This window comes from Desulfonatronum zhilinae (assembly GCF_900182865.1).
Classification (GTDB): domain Bacteria; phylum Desulfobacterota; class Desulfovibrionia; order Desulfovibrionales; family Desulfonatronaceae; genus Desulfonatronum; species Desulfonatronum lacustre.
The window spans coordinates 63,443-81,600 of the sequence record NZ_FXUJ01000009.1; the positions used below are offsets into that span (position 1 = coordinate 63,443).

The window sequence follows — 18,158 nt, forward strand, 5'->3', positions numbered from 1 at the left end:
GCGAAAGGGCCGAGCCACAAGCATGGCTCGGCCCTTGTATTGGAGTCGAATACAAATCGTTCAGGCGAATTCAAACACCAAGGCTTCGTCCTCGCCTTGATCTTGATCCGCAGCCGGAGCGTCCACCCGCACCGTGCCGCCTTTGACCAATCGACCGAACAGGATCTCGTCGGTCAAGGGGTCCTTGATGGAGGTCTGGATTAAGCGGCCCAGGGGTCTGGCTCCGAACGACGAGTCAAAGCCGCGTTCCGCCAGCCAGGTCAAAGCTTGCGGGGCCAGGGTGACGACCACCTTCTTGTCCTTGAGCTGCGTGTTCAGCTCATCCACGAATTTAGTCACGATTTTTTCCATGACCTCGGTGGTCAGGGAGTGGAAACAGATGGTGGCGTCCAGCCGGTTACGAAACTCCGGGGTGAACAGCTTTTCCACGGCCTTCTTGCTCAGGTGGCCGCGGTCGTCGTCCTTGCCCGGCTCGCCGAACCCGATGCTCGTGGCGCACATGTCCTGGGCCCCGGCGTTGGAGGTCATCAGCAGGATGGTGTTCCGGAAGTCGGCCTTGCGTCCGGCGTTGTCGGTCAAGGTGGCGTAGTCCATGACCTGAAGCAGGATGTTGAACAGGTCCGGATGGGCCTTCTCGATCTCGTCCAACAGGAGTACGGTATGCGGGTGCTTGCGGATGGCGTCCGTGAGCAGGCCGCCCTGCTCGAAGCCGATGTATCCGGGCGGCGCGCCGATCAGCCGGGCCACGGCGTGCTTCTCCATGTACTCGCTCATGTCGAAGCGCAGGAAATTGACGTTCAGAATCTGGGCCACTTGGCGGGCCAGCTCGGTCTTGCCCACTCCCGTGGGCCCGGTAAGCAGGAAGCAGCCGGTGGGCTTGTTTTCCGCACCCAGCCCGGCCCGAGAGCGTTTGATGGCCCGGGCCAGACTCTCCACGGCTTCGTTCTGTCCGAAAATGACGTCCTTCAGCCGTCCTTCCAGCTCCTGGAGTTGACTCTTGTCCGAGGCCGAAACCCGTGTCTCGGGGATTCGAGCCATCCGGGCCACGACCTGTTCCATTTCCAGGGGCCGGATCAGGTTTTTCTTGCGAATCTTGGGATTGAGCTTGAACACCGCGCCGGCCTCGTCGATCACGTCGATGGCCTTGTCCGGCAGAAAACGTTCGTTGATGTGGCGCATGGAGAGGTCCACCGCGGCCTCCAGGGAACTTGGCGCGTAGCGCACCCCGTGGTGCTCCTCGTAGTACGGCCGCAGCCCTTGCAATATCTGCACGGTCTCGTCCCGACTGGGCTCGGGAATTTCCACTTTCTGGAACCTTCGGGACAAAGCCCGGTCCTTTTCAAAGTGATTCTTGAACTCTTCGTAGGTGGTGGAGCCGATGCAGCGCAGCTTGCCCGAAGCCAGGGCCGGTTTAAGCAGGTTGGAGGCGTCCATGCTCCCGCTGCTGGTGGCACCGGCACCGACAATGGTGTGGATTTCGTCGATGAACAAAATCGCGTCAGGAACGGACTCCAGTTCCTTGAGCACGCCCTTGATCCGGGCCTCGAAATCACCTCGGTATTTGGTCCCGGCCAGCACCGCGCCCATGTCCAGGGCGTACACCTTGGCCTTGCCCAAATACTCCGGCACGTCCCCTTCGGCGATGCGCAGCGCCAACCCTTCGGCCAGGGCGGTCTTGCCCACGCCGGGGTCGCCCACGTAGATGGGATTGTTCTTGCGCCTCCGGGCCAGGATCTGCATGGTCCGGTGCAGTTCCAGTTTTCGGCCCACCAGGGGATCGATCTCGCCGTTCTTGGCCTTGGCCACCAGGTCCACGGTGAACTGCTCCAGAAAGGATTCTTTCTTCTGTTTCTGGCTCTGGGTCCGGCACTTCGTGCAAGACTCATCCTCGGGCTGGCCCTGATGGTCGTGGGTGGGAACGCCGTGGGAGATGTATTCCAGAATATCCAGTCGGTCCACGCCATAGGATTGCAGAAAGTAATTGGCGTAGGATTCCTGTTCCTGACAAATGGAAGCCAGGACGTCGCCCACGCTGACCTCGACCTTGCCCGAGGACTGGACGTGCAGAATCGCCCGCTGAATGACCCGTTGCAGGCTGGGGGTCTGGACCACCTCGGTCATTCCGCCCGCCGGCATGATCTGCATGTGATCCAGAAAAAAACGTTCCAACTGCCCCTTCAGCTTGACCAACTCCACGCCGCAATGCTCCAGGATGTCCTTGGCCGTGGAGTTCCGAATCATTGCGTACAGCAGATGCTCCAGGGTCAGAAACTCATGGTTGCGGACCCTGGCTTCGCGCACCGCGACCAGAAACGAGCGTTGCAATTCCTTGCTCACCATATATCTATTCCTCTTCCATGGTACATTTCAGCGGAAAACCGTTCTTTCTGGCCATGTGCCGGACCAGGGCCACCTTGGCCTCGGCGATCTCCGCGGTGTAGACCCCGCAAATCCCCATGCCCTCCTGGTGCACCTTGAGCATGATCGCGGCGGCTTCGTTCTCGATCTTTCCAAAGACCACCTTCAGGACATGCACGACGAACTCCATGGTCGTGTAGTCGTCATTGTGCAGCAGGACCTTGTACCGCTTCGGCAGGTCCAGAAGGTCGTCAACCTCAATGTCTCCCTCGATCCGGGGATCGGATATTTCGACGCTCAACGGTTCATCCTTATCTTCAGCGATCCATTCGACAAAAAGAGAATCCGAGCACCCATCGTCGTTTCGCCTCGACCGGAAAGGGATACCTCGGATTCCTTCGGACTCGTCTCCTAACTAACATCCGCGATGCGCTTGTCAATTCCGGAAAAGTCCGGATTGAGCTCCTTGACCCGGAGGAACAGCGCCAGGGCTTGGTCTTTTTTCCGAACCTGCTGCATGGCCACCCCGATGTTGAACGCGGTGATGTCGTTGGAGAGCATGTTGATCTTGTTGACCTTCAAGGCTTTTTCGAACGCGTCGTGGGCGTCCCAGAACCGCCCGCCCTCCATGTAGGCCATGCCGATGTTGTAATGCACGATATCCGTATCAGCGGCCACGTTGAGGACCTTCTTGAATTCCTTGATGGCCTGCTCCCACTTGCCCTGCTTGCGCAACGCGATGCCCAGTCTGTTGAAAACATGAACATCCGACTGGGTCAAGGTGGACTTCCCGTCCAGTATTTCGCGAAAATACTTTTCGGCAAGGGCCGCGTCTTTTTTCAGGCAGGCCTCGGCCACGGTCAGCTTGACATGATCGAGCATGTCCCTGGCCTGCTTGGTGGAAATCTTCACCGCCTCCTTGAAATACGCATCGGCTTCCTCTGTGTTCCCCTGTTCCAGATGCAGCTCACCGATCTCGATCTTGCGGTCCATGTTCATCGGGCTGAGACGTTCCAGTTTTTCCAGGTATTCCAGTTGAGCCTGGAGGTCGTTCTTTTCCCGAAAGTATTCAACGATCTTTTTCAACGGCTCCAGGTACATCTTGGCTTGTTGGGCCGCGTGGAGATAGGACTGCAGGGACTCGGCGTCGCGCCCCATCCGGAGAAAGGCGTCTCCTTGGATCATCAAGGCCGCGGAACTGTTGGGCTTGATTTCCAGAATTTTCTCCACCACTTCCAGGGCTTTTTCATACTCTCCCTTTTGAATCAAATCCTTGCCGTGCCCCACCAGCTTGGGTAATTGCCCCTGAGGGCGGATGGTCAAGGCGATCTTCTCGATGAGCGTATTCACGGAAACCGGTTTGACGATAAAATTGTCGGCTCCTATTTCATGCAGATAAACCAGGAGATTTCGATCCGCCTCCGTGGTCATCAAAATGATATAGGATTCCGGGTAGGTGGTCTTCAAAAACTTGATCAACTGGTTGTTGCTGCGGTTGTTGACGACGCGCTCGATGAAAAACAGCGGCTTCCCCTTGATGTCGACAATCCGGCGGGTATCCTTGAGCAGTTCGTCCTCGCGCAGCGCGAGTCGCATGCAGTCCTTCAACTGGAGATGGCTGGCGAAGGTGTTGCGCAGAATCTTCACCGCGATGGTATCATCGGTAAAGACAAGGCAATACCCGCGCTGATCCAACACGAAATCCTTGATCACCACCTCGTACTTCTTGAGTTGCTGCATCGCGGCCAACTGATTTTCATACATCGACAACCTCCTTGGGAGCCAACCATTCAACCACGCCAAGCGGCGCGGTCGTTGAACAAAGGATCATCGCATGTCCCTTGAAGTTGAAAAAAAATATTTAAAACCGAACCTGCAAGACGTCTGCGGACTTCTTTTGGACGCGGGGGCGACGTTTCGAGCCCACCACCTTGAGGAAAATTGGCTGTTCGACACCCCGGACCTACGGCTGCGGGCCGCGAAGATCCTGCTTCGCCTGCGCCGAGCGGACGGGGCCACGCTGACGGTGAAAAAGAAGCCGGATGCCGCCGTGCCGCTGGATCCGCGGTTCAAAGTGCTCGAGGAATTGGAGACGGAAGTCGCCGACTTGGCTTCGATGCGCGGCATTCTGGAGCTGTTGGGATATGTCATCGTATTTCACTATGAAAAGATTCGGGCGATATGGGAATGGCAGTCCTGCACCATCTGCCTGGATACGCTGCCCTTCACCCAGGTCGTGGAGCTTGAGGGAACGCCGGAATCCATTGAGCGGACCGCTCACCGACTCGGCCTGGATGGGTTGGAGTCATCCACCTGGAATTACATGCGGATGTATCAGGAGCATTGCCGAACTCTGGGCGAACCGAACAATGATAGGTTTCTTTTTTCCAAGACGCAACGCAACACGGCCTTGGCGGCGTTGCGGGAGGCAGATGAAAGGCTCACCCCATGCGCAGTATTTCTCCGGCCAGATTTCCCAGGGGCATGACCTTGCGCACCCCGCCCAGCTTGATGGCCTCGTTGGGCATGCCGAACACCACGCAGCTTTGCTCGTCCTGGGCCACGGTATGGGCCCCGGCGTCGAACATCTCACGCATGCCCTTGGCCCCGTCGTCCCCCATTCCGGTCATGATCACGCCTACCGTGTTGGCTCCGGCATACCGGGCCGCGGAGCGGAACAGGACGTCCACTGACGGCCTGTGCCGTGAAACCAGCGGTCCATCCTTGATTTCCACATAATACCTGGCCCCGCTGCGCTTGAGCAGCATATGCCGGTTTCCGGGCGCGATCAGGGCTTGTCCACGGAGCATGGTGTCGCCGTCCCGGGCTTCCCGGACCGTGATTCGGCAGATTCCGTCCAGGCGCTTGGAAAAGGCCGCGGTGAAGTTCTCGGGCATGTGCTGGACCACGGCGATGGCCGGACAATCCATGGGCAAGGCCTCAAGAAGAATGCGCAAGGCCTCGGTTCCGCCGGTGGACGCCCCCACCACCACGACCTTTTCCGTGGTTTTGACCATGGCCTTTGGCTGGTGGCTCATGGAGGGAATCACGGCATCCGCGGTCAGTTTAGGCCTGACCGTGACCGGCGTGTACACCCGCAGCTTGGCGCTGGCCGCGGCCTTGACCGCGTCACAGATGCGAATCCGGGACTCCTCGAAAAACTTCTTCGTCCCGACCTTGGGCTTCTGGATGATCTCCACCGCGCCGTACTCCAAGGCCTTGAGGGTGGTTTCCGCCCCCTGTTCGGTCAGCGTGGAGCAGATGATCACCGGAATCGGATGCTGGGCCATGATCTTGCGCAAAAAGGTCAGCCCGTCCATGCGCGGCATTTCCACGTCCAGGGTGATCACGTCCGGAACGATCTCTTTCATCCGTTCCACCGCGGCATACGGATCTCCGGCGGCCCCGATCACCTCGATGCCCGGGTCCGAGGAAAGCAGTTCAATCAGCGTTTGCCGGACCAGGGCGGAATCGTCCACAACCAGCACCTTGATTTGCTGTTTCATCGGCCTGACTCGTTTTGCTGGATTGTTGAATTGGAACAGACGGTTCGATCATCCGGAAAAATAGAACGTTTGATCCGCTTGACCCAAACCTCGCCCGTATGACTCAAAAAATATAATTTCCGACCCACCGGGCCGCCGACATCCGAGGCCATGACCCGCAGCCCGGCTCGTTCCAGTTCCATGATCGCCATCTGAACGTTCTTTCGTCCGACGCTGCAAGAGGAAGAACGTTTACCACCGGTGAACCCAAACAGTTCCGCGCCGCCGAAGACCTTGATCTGAATGTCCTTGCGCCGTCCGCCGTGTCGCTCAACGGCCGAGAGAATGCTCTGAATGGAGTGATTCACGAACCGACAGGGCTGCTTGGCGACATTCTCGCCGTTATAATCCGTCGAGTCCGGCAGCAGGGCATGAAATATGCCCCCCAGAGGAATGGCCGGTTGAAAAAAGGACACCGCGACGCAGGACCCCAGCACCGTGCAGACCAGCGTGGGGTCCTTGGACAGGAAACATTCTCCGATATGGAGATGAAAAACCGGATAGTTTGAAAAATCCGTCATTTGAAAAACCTTGTCCCCACACTTTCATGCGCGGATGATATTCGCGACACTGCCCCCCACAAGGAGGCTTCGGCGAAAAACAGCGCGGCGCATCCCAAGATAGCCGACTTCCTCAAGGCTATCAATCCGTAAGCAAAAAAACCTGTAACGACTCAGTCCATTCTGTGTCCGCTCTTGCTCCGGCAATCGGTATCGGGGTCGGCGCTTCGCTATCGGAGTCGGAATCGAAACAGGAATTGAGAACGTATCCCAGCGTTTTCGATCCCGATTCCGACCCCGGCAACAGAATTACTCTGTGCTGAGTAGTTACAAAAACCTTCGCATCGGTAATCCCTGGATCAGTTCAGGCTTCCGAACGTTCCCCAAAAAAGGGGGCGTGATTGGAGGTGAACAAGGGCGGGTCGCGGCGCAAAATCGCGGCAATGGCTGGATGACGTCTGAATTCCCGGTCTAGAAACCGACGCACCAAGGGACGATCCCAGCCTTCGGGATGCTGAAAGCCGGCATACAGGGAAAGATCGTCATCGTACGGCAAAACCTCCAATTCGGCTCGCCCCCGCCCGGCCAACGGCAGATTGAACAAAGCCAGGTTCAGAAAGCTGATGGCGCGGCTGTTCCGGACCGTAAATTCCAGAGTGGCCCGGGCCTCGAACTCGGACTCCGAGGGCGTGCCGAACAGCAGGTAAACGTAACGGGCTATCCCGGCGGCGCGCAGACTCTCCAGCACCCCCTCGGCCAAGGCCAGGTCCACGCCCTTGTTTTCCCGATCCAGCACGGCCTGACTGCCGGACTCCAGCCCCAGCTTGAGCATCACGCAACCGGCCCGGCGCAGGGCGCGGCAGTACTCCGGGTCCGCGAGACGCGGGAAAAATCGGACGAAACCATACCAGGGAGGTCCCGGCGGGGTGCGGATCAGTTCGTCCAGCAGAGCCGGGCTCAGGGCGTTGTCCACCAGATGCAGCAGCACGGGCCGATGTCTTTCGGCCAAGGTCCGCAGGTCATCCACCACCCGGCCGCGGCCCACGGGAGCGTACCGGTTGCCCTCCGCCGGTTCCGGACAAAAGGCGCACCGATTCCAGTAGCACCCCCGGGAAGCGGCATAGGGCAGAATCAGCCCCGGCGCGAAATAATCGTTCAAGGGAAAAAGACCATAGTCCGGGAGTCCGGGTGGAACCTTTCCTGGCGCGGCCTTGTCGAGCCATTGGAGCAGCGGGCCTTCCCCCGGCCCGGAAATCACCGCGTCCACCAGTCCGGAAAAAAGACCATCCAGGGTTTTTAAAGCATCCCTTGAAACGTCCCCTGATGATGCGTCCCCTGAAGTCGCCCCCACCGATTCGCTCGACGGCTTCAGCTCACAACCCGTCAGTGGCTCATCTGCTTTGGTCAGTCTCCCGGACCACGAGGTGACCAGCCCGCCGCCCAAAAGGACCGCCGTATTCGGCCAGCGGCGACGGATGAAACCAATCAGGGCGAAGGTGCACAGAGCCTGGCTCAGATAATTCAGGGAAAAGCCCACGGCTGAGGGCTGAAGCGTCTCCATGGCCCGAGTCAGCCGGGGCCCGAGAACGGGGAGAAAGGGATTGGCTTCCGGGGTTTCCGCGGCCCGCAGCAGATCCCGGCTCCGCGTGGGAGCCAAGCGGTCGTCCTGGTAGTTGGCCAGGGAAATCCGGATGCCCGCGTCCGGACCGTCCGGAACGTCCGGAACGGACCGCTCCACCAGGCGATTCAGGTCCGCGACCACCCGGGCGTAGCGATCGGGCGAGTCATAGGTCTCCCTGCGGCGGATCGCGTCGAGGTTCCGGTCCCAGTGGCGCGCGGCCCGCCGGGTCCAAGCGTCGTCTCCGGCCACGTCTGCCCGAATCAATCCCCTCAGCCCCTCCAGATTCAGGTCCAGAACCGCGCAGTCCACTCCGGCCCGCTCCAGGGTTCCGACCAATGCGGCAATGCCTCCCGGCGGCTCGCAGGCCTTGGCCACCGGGGGATGAATGAGAAGAATGGAGGGCAATCAGACCACGCCGGCCGCTTGAAACGCGGCGTCCACCAAAGCTTGGGCCTCCTCGGCCAGTCGCTCCAAATGCGCCTGGTCGCGGAAGCTTTCGATATAGATTTTGTAGATGTCCTCGGTTCCCGACGGCCGGGCCGCGAACCAGCCGTTGGCCGCGACCACCTTCAGGCCCCCGATGGATGCGTCGTTGCCCGGAGCGTTGGTCAGCACGGCCGTGATCGGCTCCCCGGCCAGCGTATCCGCCCGGACCATCTCCGGGGTCATGGATTTGAAGGCCTTTTTCCGGGCCAGATCCGCCGGGGCCTGACGCCGCTCGTAGACCGGCCTGCCCAGTTTGTCCGCCAGATCGTCATAGAGTTCCTGAGGCGTCTTGCCGGTCACGGCCAGCATTTCCGCGGCCAGCAGATCCATGACCAGCCCGTCCTTGTCCGTGGTCCAGACCGAGCCGTTTTTACGCAGAAACGATGCTCCGGCGCTCTCCTCGCAACCCAGTCCCAGGCTGCCGTCCAGCAGCCCGGGCACGAACCACTTGAAGCCCACGGGCACTTCGTGCACCTCCCGGCCCAGAGAGGCCGCCACCCGGTCCAGCATGGAACTGGTGACCACGGTTTTGCCCACTCGCACCTTCGCGCTCCATTGCGGGCGGTGAGCAAAGAGATAGGCCACGACAGCGGACAGATAGTGGTTCGGGTTCATCAACCCGGCCGGGGTGACGATGCCGTGACGGTCATAGTCCGGATCGTTGCCGAAACAGAGGTCGAAACGGTCCTTTTGCTCCAGGAGTCCGGCCATGGCATACGGGGAAGAGCAATCCATGCGGATCACCCCGTCCCTGTCCAGGGGCATGAAGGCGAAGCGCGGGTCCAGGTTCGTGTTCACCACGGTCAGATCCAAACCGTAGCGCTCGGCCAAGGGCTCCCAAAAGGCGATCCCCGAGCCGCCCATGGGATCCACGCCCAGGTGCGGTTTGGCCCGGGCAATGGCTTCCATGTCCACCACATCGGCCAGGTCGGCGATATACGGCGCGATATAATCATATTCCTGGACGGTCTTTGCGGCCAAAGCCCGCGCCAGGGACACGCGCTTCACGCCGCGCAGATTCTGCTCCAACAGTTCGTTGGCCCGGTTCTCCACGACCTTGGTCACGTCCGTGTCCGCCGGGCCGCCGTGGGGGGGATTGTATTTGAAGCCGCCGTGCTCCGGAGGATTGTGGCTGGGCGTGATCACCACTCCGTCGGCCCGGGATCCGGCATGGTCGCGATTGAAGGTCAAAATTGCGTGGGAAATCACCGGGGTGGGAGTGTAGCCCAATCCTTTCTGAATCATGACCTGGACGTCGTTGGCCGCAAACACCTCCAGAGCCGTGGCCAGAGCCGCCTCGGACAGGGCGTGGGTGTCCATGCCCAGAAACAGCGGCCCGGTTATTCCGGCCCCGGTCCGGTACTCACAGACCGCCTGCGTCACGGCCAGGATGTGCGCCTCGTTGAAGGACCGGGCCTCGGCCACGCCACGATGCCCCGAAGTGCCGAAGGCCACTCGTTCCTCGGCCAGGCCCGGGTCCGGCTCCAGAGTGTAGTATCGGGAAAGGGCGCGGGGAATATTGGGCAGCATGTCTTGGGGAGCGATTTTTCCGGCCAAGGGATGAACGGGCATGGGACCTCCTGGAGAATGAGTTCTTGTAGGGAGAATGGACGAGGCAGAGTGACGGGCGAAAGGTCCTCCGCCAACGTCGCGGCACCAGAAACGACTGGCCCGGATTTTGTAGAACTTCAGGGAACAATTCACAACCAAGGAAGAGGAAAGGAAGAGGAGATGATCGTCAACCAACCCTGGTCGCCCTTGCTATTCCCCGGCCAACAGCACAAACCGTCTCCGCTCTCGGGCCAATCGCCGGGATCGGAACAGCGTCAGAACGCCGACTTTTTGGCCGAGATGCTCAAGATGTCCTTGAACGCCTCGGCCATTCAATCCATGGGCGATCTTCCCCAGCAGGGAGGCGGACCATCCGCTGATCCAACAGCCCAATTGCTGTCGGGCACATCCCCCTTGACGCACATGAGCCGGAAAGCCGCCTCGACACATGCCGCCCCGGAAACAGCTACGGGAAAACTCCCGGGAATACTCCCGGAATCGATCTCCAAAACCGTCTCGGAACAGATTCCGGAAACCCTGCAAAAGACCGTGTTGGACTCTCTCGCCCCAATGCTGAACGGAACCGGCGCTCCAGGTGCGAGCGGGCCTGATCCCCTCTCTCAACTGATCGGCCATGTCACCGGCTCCCCGCAAAACCCCGGGGCAAGTTCCCTGATCGGTTCCCCGGCGGCTCTGGTAGCCCTGATCCAGTCCGCGGTGGTGCAACCGCCCTCTCCCCCCGCGCCGTCGCCCGCGAACCCGTCCACCCTGCGCCGGGCCATTTCCGCGTACACGCCCCAGTATTCAGTGGACGGCTTGCGCCAAAAAATTGACCATTCAACCCGCCGCGATTTGGGCCCGGCCCACCCCGGCCACGCGACACCGACCGAGCGGCTGCATGCCGGGCGCAACGGGACGGCGGACGGAGGGTCATCGCTCCAGGCCGCGACGCCCTTCCTGGAACAGAAGGCCGCCGACCCAACGGAGCAAAGCATTTCACAGTCCCAGCCCGGGATTCTGGCGGCCCGGTTCGAGTCCGCCAGTCGCCCGGACGCCATCGGCTATGACCGCCTGGGCGGCACCTGCTACGGCACGTACCAACTGTCTTCCAGGATGGGCGGCATGGATGCCTTTCTCAAATTCCTGGACTCCGAGGCCCCTCAATGGGCCAAGCGGCTGCGCGAGGCGGGGCCGGCCAACACCAAAGGCCGCACCGGAGCCATGCCTGCGGAATGGAAGCGCATCCACCGGGAAAACCCGGAACGGTTCGCCGGATTGCAGCACGCCTTCACCCAGAAGACCTACTACGATCCCGCGGCCAACCTGATAAATCGCCGCACCGGCATCGATCCGAACCAGGCTTCCCCGGCCCTGCGGGAAGTACTCTGGAGCACGGCGGTGCAGCACGGCGTCAACGGAGCCGCGAACATCTTCCAACGCGCTCTGGACACCGTTTCCGCCAACGCCCCCCCTCGCGAGAGCGACCTGATCCAGGCCATCTACAGCGAGCGGAAAACCCGATTCACCGGCTCCACCCAGGCCGTGCGCTCCGCGGTCCAGAACCGCTTCGAGCAGGAAATGCAACTGGCCCTGGCCATGTTGCCCGAAGAGCGGGATGTCTTGGTCTGAACGGCCTGAATCATTTACCAGCTCCTGGCTGAGCACGGTCAGGAAAAATCCCGCATGGAGTCGAAAAACGTCTCCACGTCCCAGTCTTCTCCGACCATCCCTTCCATCTGCGTAAAAAACGCATCCCACCCGCTGATTTCACCCAGCTTGGAACCGTTCTTGAAGACCTTGAACGTCGTCCCCTTGGGACACTTGGTCATGTTCACTTCCACCGAGGCCCCGGAAGGCATTTGCTCGGTCCAGTGCGCGGACCAGGAACTCCGATCCCCTTCGGTTTTCTTGTACTTTTCAAAAAATTCCTCAAATACGCGGACGATTTCCTGCTGATCCATCGCGGCGACTCCTGTTTCGGTGTGAACCGGTTATGTTGTTTGGGTGCTGGATGTTTTCACGAAACAGGCGCATACTCAACACTTCAGTCCCTCACAACACGCATCTTGAGAGCCGCATCGTGTCCACCAGCAACAATCCTGCCTCCTCCCGGCATTGTCCACTCGGGATCATCACGACGATCCGCGTCCAAGGGAACGTTTTTCATGCCGACTAAACCCTGCGTCGGTTGCGGATGGTGCTGCCTTACGGATCAATGCATGGAGTCCCACCGCAAGCACGGCTATCTGCCGCGTTGTCCGGAAATTGTCTGGGACGCGGAGAACGTTCGCTATAATTGTCGCCTGATGCAGGATCCCGTCAGCGGCGGGGCCTCTCGAAAGGCCCTGCTCCAGGGCAAGGGGTGTTGCGCTCCGCTGAATACCTGGCGAGACAACGTCCGCAATCGCGATCCGCTTCCGGCTGTTGGCCCCGCGTAAGCCTCGCTCACCTTCCCCCACCGAAACGCGCCAGATACTCCTGGTTCCCCTTGGGGCCAAGAATCCCGGACGGGACGATCCCCAGGCAGGTCAGCCCCAACACCTCTTCGGCATGGGAGCGGACATCCGCGACCACCCTCTCCCGGACTTCCGGGTCGCGGATCACGCCCTTGTCCCCGACCCCCGGTCCGGCCTCGAACTGGGGCTTGATCAGGGCGATGATTTCCGTGGTTGGTTTGCGGAAGTGCAGACAGGCAGGCAGGATCAGGCGCAGGGAGATGAAGGAGCAGTCCGCGACGATCAGGTCCACGGGCCCGGGCAGCAGGTCCGGTCCGGCATGGCGAAAGTTCACCCCTTCCAGATTGACCACCCGCGCATCCTGGCGCAGCTTCCAGTGCAGTTGGCCCCGCCCCACGTCCACGGCGTAGACCTTGGCCGCGCCGTGCTGCAGGAGACAATCCGTGAACCCGCCGGTGGACGCGCCCACGTCCAGGGCGACCATGTTCCGGACGTCCAGACCGAAATGCTTCAGAGCCGTGAGCAGCTTTTCCCCGCCCCGACTGACGAAGCGCTCCCCGGCGGCGACCCGCAGTTCCGCATCCGGGGCCAGAGGTTGGCCGGGCTTGTCCACGGGCCGGGCTGAACCGCCCTGCACCACGGACACCCGCCCGGCCATGATCAGCCGTTTGCCCTGCTCCCGGCTTTCGACCAGACCCTGCTCCACCAGGGCCTGGTCGGCCCGAACCTTGGCCGGCAAGGCCTACCCTCGCTCCCTGACCTGCAAGCCGAGCACGCCCGCCACAGCCTGGGCCGCCTGGACCGTGAACTCCTGGGCCGGAAGTTCGGCCTTGACCTCCGGAGACAGGACCCGTTGCGGCGCGTTCATCAGTTCCTCTTTGGGCGTAATCCCGTATTCCGGCGGGAAGCTGTTCTCAAAGTACATTTCCTGGAATCCGATGAACTTCAGGGCATGGGCCGTGGCATCCAGCACCGCGGTTTCCCCGGCTTGCATCAGGCCCAGCTCCCGGGCCCGCAACAGCCCGGCCAGACACTCCCCGCCCTGGGTGCAGGCAATGTGTCCGTGACGGTTGGCCAGGAGCATGCCCTCGATCACGGCCTGTTCCTCCACCTGGACCACATGAAACAGTCCCGGCCCCCCGGCCTGCTCGTACCGGTCCACCAAATGGCGCACCCGGGGGAAGGAGACCGGATTGCCGATCATCGCCGCCTGGGCCACGCTGGCCCGCACGGTCACGGGCCGGTACGTCCGCTTGGCCGGATCGGCTTCGTGATAATACCGATACACCGGGTCGGCGTGGGATGATTGCACCCCGAAAATCCGGGGCAGGTTCTCGATGATCCCCAGGTCGTGCAATTTTAGAAAACCGCTCATGATCGCCGTGACGTTGCCCGCGTTGCCGATGGGCACGAACACCGCCTTGCCCGCCAGATCCCAGCCGTAGTGCTGGGCCACTTCAAAGGCATAGGATTCCTGACCCAGGATGCGCCAGGCATTTTTGGAGTTGAGCAGAGCCACCCGGTAGTTCTCGGCCAGATGCTCCACCACCTTCATGCAGTCATCGAACACGCCGGGCAACTCCAGAACCACGGCCCCGCTGCCCAAAGGCTGGGCCAGCTGCTGCGGGGTGACCTTGCCCTGGGGCAACAGCACCACGCTCTTCACGGCCCCGCCCACATAGGCGGCGTACAGGGCCGCGGCCGCCGAAGTGTCCCCGGTGGAAGCGCAGACCGTAAGCACCTGGTCCCAGCCGTGCCGCCGGATCAGGGCCTTGAGATAGCTGAAGGCGCAGGCCATGCCCCGGTCCTTGAACGAAGCGCTGGGATTCTGGCCGTCGTTCTTGAAGGCCAGCTCCTGGCCCACATGCCCGGCCAAGGCCGGGGACGCGGGAATGATCGGCGTATTCCCGTCCCCCAGCCAGATGATGTCCTCCGGCTCCAGTACCGGGGCCATCAGTTCGTAGAACCGAAATATCCCCTTGAGTTCCGGACGCCTGGTAGCGGCCCGCAAATCAAAAGTCTCCCGCCACTGCCCGGGCTTCGTTTGCCGCAAGTCGTCGAAGTCCAGATCTTCCAGCAGCAAAACCTCGTTGCATTGCGGACAGGTGTAATACAATTCATCAATATCCAACCGGGCCCCGCAGCCCAGACAAACATACTCCATCCGCCCCCGGCGGGACGGAAACTGGTCGTAAATCGTGTTCATGATATCGGCTCTATGGTTTGATTGTTGAAAACACTTACCCCTACTCCGTCACGTTCCGAAACACCCGTTGCCAAGCAATCTCCAGCTTCAAACTGTCAAAATGCAACGGCTTTTCAGCCAGCACATCACGCAAAGTCCAGACGCCCTCGTCCGTGCGCTGAAAGATATCCACAGCCAAGCGTTCCGGATCAATCAACACGTACTCTCGCAAGGACGGGATCAAGCGATACCTGGCAAACTTCTCCCCCCGGTCATAGCCCTCGGTGGAAGGCGAAAGCACCTCGACCACCAGAACCGGCGAGCGCATGAACCGGTCCGCCTGATGATCCACCGGATCACAGGTCACGAACACGTCCGGATAATAATACACCTCACCCGCCACCGCCTCCACCATCATGTCCGCCATGTAGGCACGACAAGGGGTATCAGTCAGTATCTGGTCAAGTGCCGCAAAAACATTTCCCGCAACGGTCACATGCCGCCGGGAAGCGCCGCCCATGGCAAAGACTTCGCCCAAATAATACTCATGCTTGCCCGCCTGCTCCGCTTCCCAGGCCAAATACTCCTGGGCGGTAAATGGGGATATGGGTTGAGGTTGGCCCATGATGTTCGCTCCTTCTTTTGACGGCTGATGGAATGCGGGAATCGGATTACGGTTTGGGCAGGCGTCGGTCAAGATTGGTTAGCGCCTTGCCCTGGCGCACCTGAAGGCGGGGCTCGATCTGCATCACCAGCACATTGGCGCGACCAGTTGAGAGTGATCGCCTGTTGTGCGGACCAGCGACGTTCATACGAGGTATTTCAGTTTATCAAGCAGGGCGAGGTGATGATACCATGGCAATTGTGCAATCCCCTCCTGCACAAATTCAGCCTCGGGCCACGCCTCGAAAAAGGCGAGCATATACTTGAGATTTCGCGGTGAAAAGCCCTTTCATCGCCGGGCTCTGCTTTCTCCGGCGATGATGCCATTTTCTCCGTCATGCGCCTGCGTCCTTCCAAGTAATACCACGCAACGCCTCTCGACGGACCGCGAAACGATCAGAAGCCGGATACGATTGCTTCCACTCCAAATGTCGTTTAAAGGCTTCAACATTTGGTACGTTATCGGTTTCCCGAAGCAGTACCGGAATTTGACGATGGCTTCCCGATATGCGTGATAACGATCACGGGAGACACTGGCCTTCAAGACCTTCTCCCAGTCGTCAACAGTGATCACGGTCCATCATTTCCTCCGAGGTTGGCTTTATGCCCCGCTCTTGTGGTGATTATATGGCTGCCGCATATAGCGATCTTCAGCACAAAGCATAAAGCTGACCTCGGAGTCAAGAAGGATTTGATAGACATTTCTCAATACATTGAAATAACGTGGCAAATGCGGACCATTTTTTCAAAAAGTGCTTACCGAATCAATAGGTGTTAAGGCCGGGAATTTTGGAATACGAATTTTGTGAGTTCCGCATAATAACACTGTTCGGCGGTTAAAAATAGCATGCAGGTGAAATAATGAAACTTTCAGAGCAAGAGACCAAACTCTATTATGAATCAATGTGGGCGTTACAGTTTTTTGTAAATCAAAAGCTCCGTATTCATGACATAAATACTATCGATGAGTATGTTGATACTGGAACTGATCTGAAGGTAAATGTTCGTGAGGCACTTTTCGAGAATACTAATTTAATCGATTCTTTTGTTCAAGAAAATCCTCAAGGTTTTCCCGAAAATACTTTGAGAATCATCTCAGAATGGAAAAATTTCATACGCGGCAATTTTTTCATTGAACGACTTTTAAAGAAATACGCAGTTTTCATACAAGAGGAAAAAGTATACGCAGTAGTTGGAATTTCGCAGAGCTTTGACGAGTTAACTTGTCATTTAAATTTACCTGTATATGTCGATGCGGTCTTATTACCATTTAAAGGTAAAATTATTTATGACGGTCTTTTGGGATTTCGAAATATCTACTTTGGGAGTGAGATTAAACGAAGCTTAAAAGAAACATATATGCGGGCCAAGCAAAATGATCGAATTATCGATAATTTGGGCACACTTCACGATAAAAAACCAAAAACAGTAAAACTCGATTCATTAAAAGATTGGAAACCTGAATTGAATGAGTTAGCCAACAAGGCTAAACAATTGAAGGGATCTGCGGAGCACCCGGCAATTTACAGTCCGGCATTCAGTTTAGTAAGAGCAAGCATTGAGTTCGCTCAACTTGCTGTATCGGGATCGAATGATCCAGTAAACCTTCATAAAGCCCTGAAGAAAGTAAGCCGTGCATTCAATAAATCACACACGGTACTTTATCGTGAAGAATAATGACAGAAATCGCCGAACAATTTGCTGGGGCCGATCAGCCCCGGCCCGTTAGCCAAAATATGGAAGTCATATGAGCCCTAAGAAATATATCGTTGTCAGCTCGCATGAGAGTGAGTTTCCTAAGCCAATCACCTTCAAAAAAGGCGATCCTCTTCTTGTAGGTGAAGAATACGAAGGGTCTGAGGGTTGGGATAACTGGTTCCTATGCACTACGCCTGGGCAAGAGCCCGGCTGGGTTCCTGGTCAGGTTATCGAGCGTTTCGAGAACTCACACGCTAGAGCACTTGATGACTACACGGCAAAAGAGCTAAATGTTCTGGAAGGAGAGCTACTCATTGGTTCAAGGGTTTTGAATGGCTGGCTATGGTGTGAAAAATCGGCCAGTACAGAATCAGGGTGGGTGCCATTAGAGAACCTTAAAGAGGTCGCGGAGTAGCATCCGTGGCTAACAAGGCCATCAAATTCGCTCCCTGCGGTCCCCGGACGCTCGTTCCTCGCGCCGTTTATGGCGGCGTTAAGTTGATACGGCGATCGCCTTGACGTACGTACCGGAAGGCGTACAATCGATAAAAAATTGAACACGCGAGAGGTGCGTCATGACCGGAATCACAGCAACTGAGGCGCGCAGTAACCTTTATCGTTTGATTGATGAAACTGCCGAGTCCCACCAACCAATCGTCATCATGGGTAAGCGGAACAAAGCCGTCCTGGTGTCCGAAGAAGACTGGTCGGCAATTCAGGAAACACTTTATCTGCTGTCCATACCAGGTATGCGGGAGTCTATTCGTGAGGGGATGGGTACCCCCGTGGATGAATGTGATGAGGAGCTGGACTGGTGACATGGAAGTTGGTTTACACCAAGCAAGCCCAGAAAGACGCGAAGAAACTGGCCTCCAGCGGCCTCAAGCCAAAAGCCCAGGCATTGTTGGCACTGATTGCAGAAGATCCATACCGCAAACCGCCTCCGTTTGAGAAGCTCATTGGTGATCTTGCGGGGGCCTATTCACGCCGCATCAATATTCAGCATCGTCTGGTCTACCAAGTGCTCGAGGACGAGCGAGCGGTAAAAGTTCTCAGGCTTTGGAGCCACTACGAATAATGCATAGCAGTGATGGG

At 58.6% G+C, this 18,158-nt stretch carries 18 protein-coding genes and 1 pseudogene; 7 read left to right on the plus strand and 12 right to left on the minus strand.

The window, feature by feature from the left end; genetic code table 11:
- Positions 1 to 60: 60 nt before the first annotated feature.
- The 3 genes from clpA to AC559A_RS09075 form a co-directional block, all read right to left on the minus strand.
- On the minus strand, positions 61 to 2,340 hold the full coding sequence (gene clpA / locus AC559A_RS09065; RefSeq protein WP_498817610.1) for an ATP-dependent Clp protease ATP-binding subunit ClpA: 2,280 nt from the start codon (positions 2,338 to 2,340) through the stop codon (positions 61 to 63).
- A 4-nt stretch (positions 2,341 to 2,344) separates the two neighbouring features.
- On the minus strand, positions 2,345 to 2,647 hold the full coding sequence (gene clpS / locus AC559A_RS09070; protein WP_028571598.1) for an ATP-dependent Clp protease adapter ClpS: 303 nt from the start codon (positions 2,645 to 2,647) through the stop codon (positions 2,345 to 2,347).
- A 122-nt stretch (positions 2,648 to 2,769) separates the two neighbouring features.
- Entirely contained in the window at positions 2,770 to 4,122 is a 1,353-nt protein-coding gene (locus AC559A_RS09075) for a tetratricopeptide repeat protein (RefSeq protein ID WP_051434394.1), read from the minus strand.
- Positions 4,123 to 4,192: 70 nt separating this feature from the next.
- Here AC559A_RS09075 and AC559A_RS09080 point away from each other — a divergent pair, with 70 nt between their 5' ends.
- On the plus strand, positions 4,193 to 4,846 hold the full coding sequence (locus tag AC559A_RS09080; RefSeq protein ID WP_498817612.1) for a class IV adenylate cyclase: 654 nt from the start codon (positions 4,193 to 4,195) through the stop codon (positions 4,844 to 4,846).
- Here AC559A_RS09080 and AC559A_RS09085 read toward each other — a convergent pair.
- The 4 genes from AC559A_RS09085 to pgm all read right to left on the minus strand — a co-directional run bounded on the left by AC559A_RS09085 (position 4,800) and on the right by pgm (position 10,082).
- The gene (locus AC559A_RS09085) at positions 4,800 to 5,864 is read right to left on the minus strand and encodes a protein-glutamate methylesterase/protein-glutamine glutaminase (RefSeq protein WP_028571599.1); all 1,065 of its coding nucleotides are present in this window, start codon (positions 5,862 to 5,864) and stop codon (positions 4,800 to 4,802) included. The genes AC559A_RS09080 and AC559A_RS09085 overlap by 47 nt on opposite strands.
- On the minus strand, positions 5,861 to 6,424 hold the full coding sequence (locus AC559A_RS09090) for a chemotaxis protein CheD (RefSeq protein WP_498817614.1): 564 nt from the start codon (positions 6,422 to 6,424) through the stop codon (positions 5,861 to 5,863). Before AC559A_RS09090 ends, AC559A_RS09085 begins: the two co-directional genes overlap by 4 nt.
- A 343-nt stretch (positions 6,425 to 6,767) precedes the next feature.
- Entirely contained in the window at positions 6,768 to 8,429 is a 1,662-nt protein-coding gene (locus AC559A_RS09095) for a B12-binding domain-containing radical SAM protein (protein WP_498817615.1), read from the minus strand.
- Positions 8,430 to 10,082, minus strand: coding sequence for a phosphoglucomutase (alpha-D-glucose-1,6-bisphosphate-dependent) (pgm, locus tag AC559A_RS09100; RefSeq protein WP_498817617.1), 1,653 nt, complete (start codon positions 10,080 to 10,082; stop codon positions 8,430 to 8,432).
- Positions 10,083 to 10,241: 159 nt separating this feature from the next.
- Between pgm and AC559A_RS09105 the strand changes: the two genes are divergently transcribed.
- Entirely contained in the window at positions 10,242 to 11,690 is a 1,449-nt protein-coding gene (locus AC559A_RS09105; RefSeq protein WP_498817619.1) for a VgrG-related protein, read from the plus strand.
- 38 nt (positions 11,691 to 11,728) lie between these two features.
- Here the strand turns inward: AC559A_RS09105 and AC559A_RS09110 are convergent, their stop codons facing one another.
- On the minus strand, positions 11,729 to 12,022 hold the full coding sequence (locus AC559A_RS09110) for a hypothetical protein (RefSeq protein WP_498817621.1): 294 nt from the start codon (positions 12,020 to 12,022) through the stop codon (positions 11,729 to 11,731).
- 204 nt (positions 12,023 to 12,226) lie between these two features.
- On the opposite strand from AC559A_RS09110, the gene AC559A_RS09115 reads away from it, so the two are divergent.
- Positions 12,227 to 12,499, plus strand: a complete 273-nt coding sequence (locus AC559A_RS09115; RefSeq protein WP_028571603.1) for a hypothetical protein — start codon at positions 12,227 to 12,229, stop codon at positions 12,497 to 12,499.
- A 7-nt stretch (positions 12,500 to 12,506) separates the two neighbouring features.
- On the opposite strand, the gene AC559A_RS09120 is transcribed toward AC559A_RS09115, so the two are convergent.
- The 4 genes and pseudogenes from AC559A_RS09120 to AC559A_RS09135 form a co-directional block, all read right to left on the minus strand.
- Entirely contained in the window at positions 12,507 to 13,256 is a 750-nt protein-coding gene (locus AC559A_RS09120; protein WP_498817624.1) for a TlyA family RNA methyltransferase, read from the minus strand.
- A 3-nt stretch (positions 13,257 to 13,259) separates the two neighbouring features.
- Positions 13,260 to 14,723 carry a threonine synthase gene (gene thrC / locus AC559A_RS09125; RefSeq protein ID WP_498817625.1) on the minus strand — a complete coding sequence of 488 codons (1,464 nt, stop codon included), beginning with the start codon at positions 14,721 to 14,723 and terminating at the stop codon, positions 13,260 to 13,262.
- A 40-nt stretch (positions 14,724 to 14,763) separates the two neighbouring features.
- Positions 14,764 to 15,327: a Uma2 family endonuclease gene (locus AC559A_RS09130; RefSeq protein WP_498817627.1), complete on the minus strand. Its 564-nt coding sequence runs from the start codon at positions 15,325 to 15,327 to the stop codon at positions 14,764 to 14,766.
- Positions 15,328 to 15,510: 183 nt separating this feature from the next.
- Positions 15,511 to 15,642 (minus strand): annotated as a pseudogene (locus AC559A_RS09135) (DUF1016 N-terminal domain-containing protein); the annotation flags it as partial.
- 584 nt (positions 15,643 to 16,226) lie between these two features.
- On the opposite strand from AC559A_RS09135, the gene AC559A_RS09140 reads away from it, so the two are divergent.
- The 4 genes from AC559A_RS09140 to AC559A_RS09155 all read left to right on the plus strand — a co-directional run bounded on the left by AC559A_RS09140 (position 16,227) and on the right by AC559A_RS09155 (position 18,141).
- The gene (locus tag AC559A_RS09140; protein ID WP_498817629.1) at positions 16,227 to 17,042 is read left to right on the plus strand and encodes a hypothetical protein; all 816 of its coding nucleotides are present in this window, start codon (positions 16,227 to 16,229) and stop codon (positions 17,040 to 17,042) included.
- Positions 17,043 to 17,112: 70 nt separating this feature from the next.
- Positions 17,113 to 17,478 (plus strand): SH3 domain-containing protein, encoded by a 366-nt coding sequence (locus AC559A_RS09145; protein ID WP_498817631.1) that lies wholly within the window; start codon positions 17,113 to 17,115, stop codon positions 17,476 to 17,478.
- Between the two features lie 160 nt (positions 17,479 to 17,638).
- The gene (locus tag AC559A_RS09150) at positions 17,639 to 17,881 is read left to right on the plus strand and encodes a type II toxin-antitoxin system Phd/YefM family antitoxin (RefSeq protein ID WP_028571612.1); all 243 of its coding nucleotides are present in this window, start codon (positions 17,639 to 17,641) and stop codon (positions 17,879 to 17,881) included.
- Positions 17,878 to 18,141, plus strand: a complete 264-nt coding sequence (locus AC559A_RS09155) for a Txe/YoeB family addiction module toxin (RefSeq protein ID WP_498817632.1) — start codon at positions 17,878 to 17,880, stop codon at positions 18,139 to 18,141. The genes AC559A_RS09150 and AC559A_RS09155 overlap by 4 nt, the downstream gene beginning before the upstream one ends.
- Positions 18,142 to 18,158: the final 17 nt, after the last annotated feature.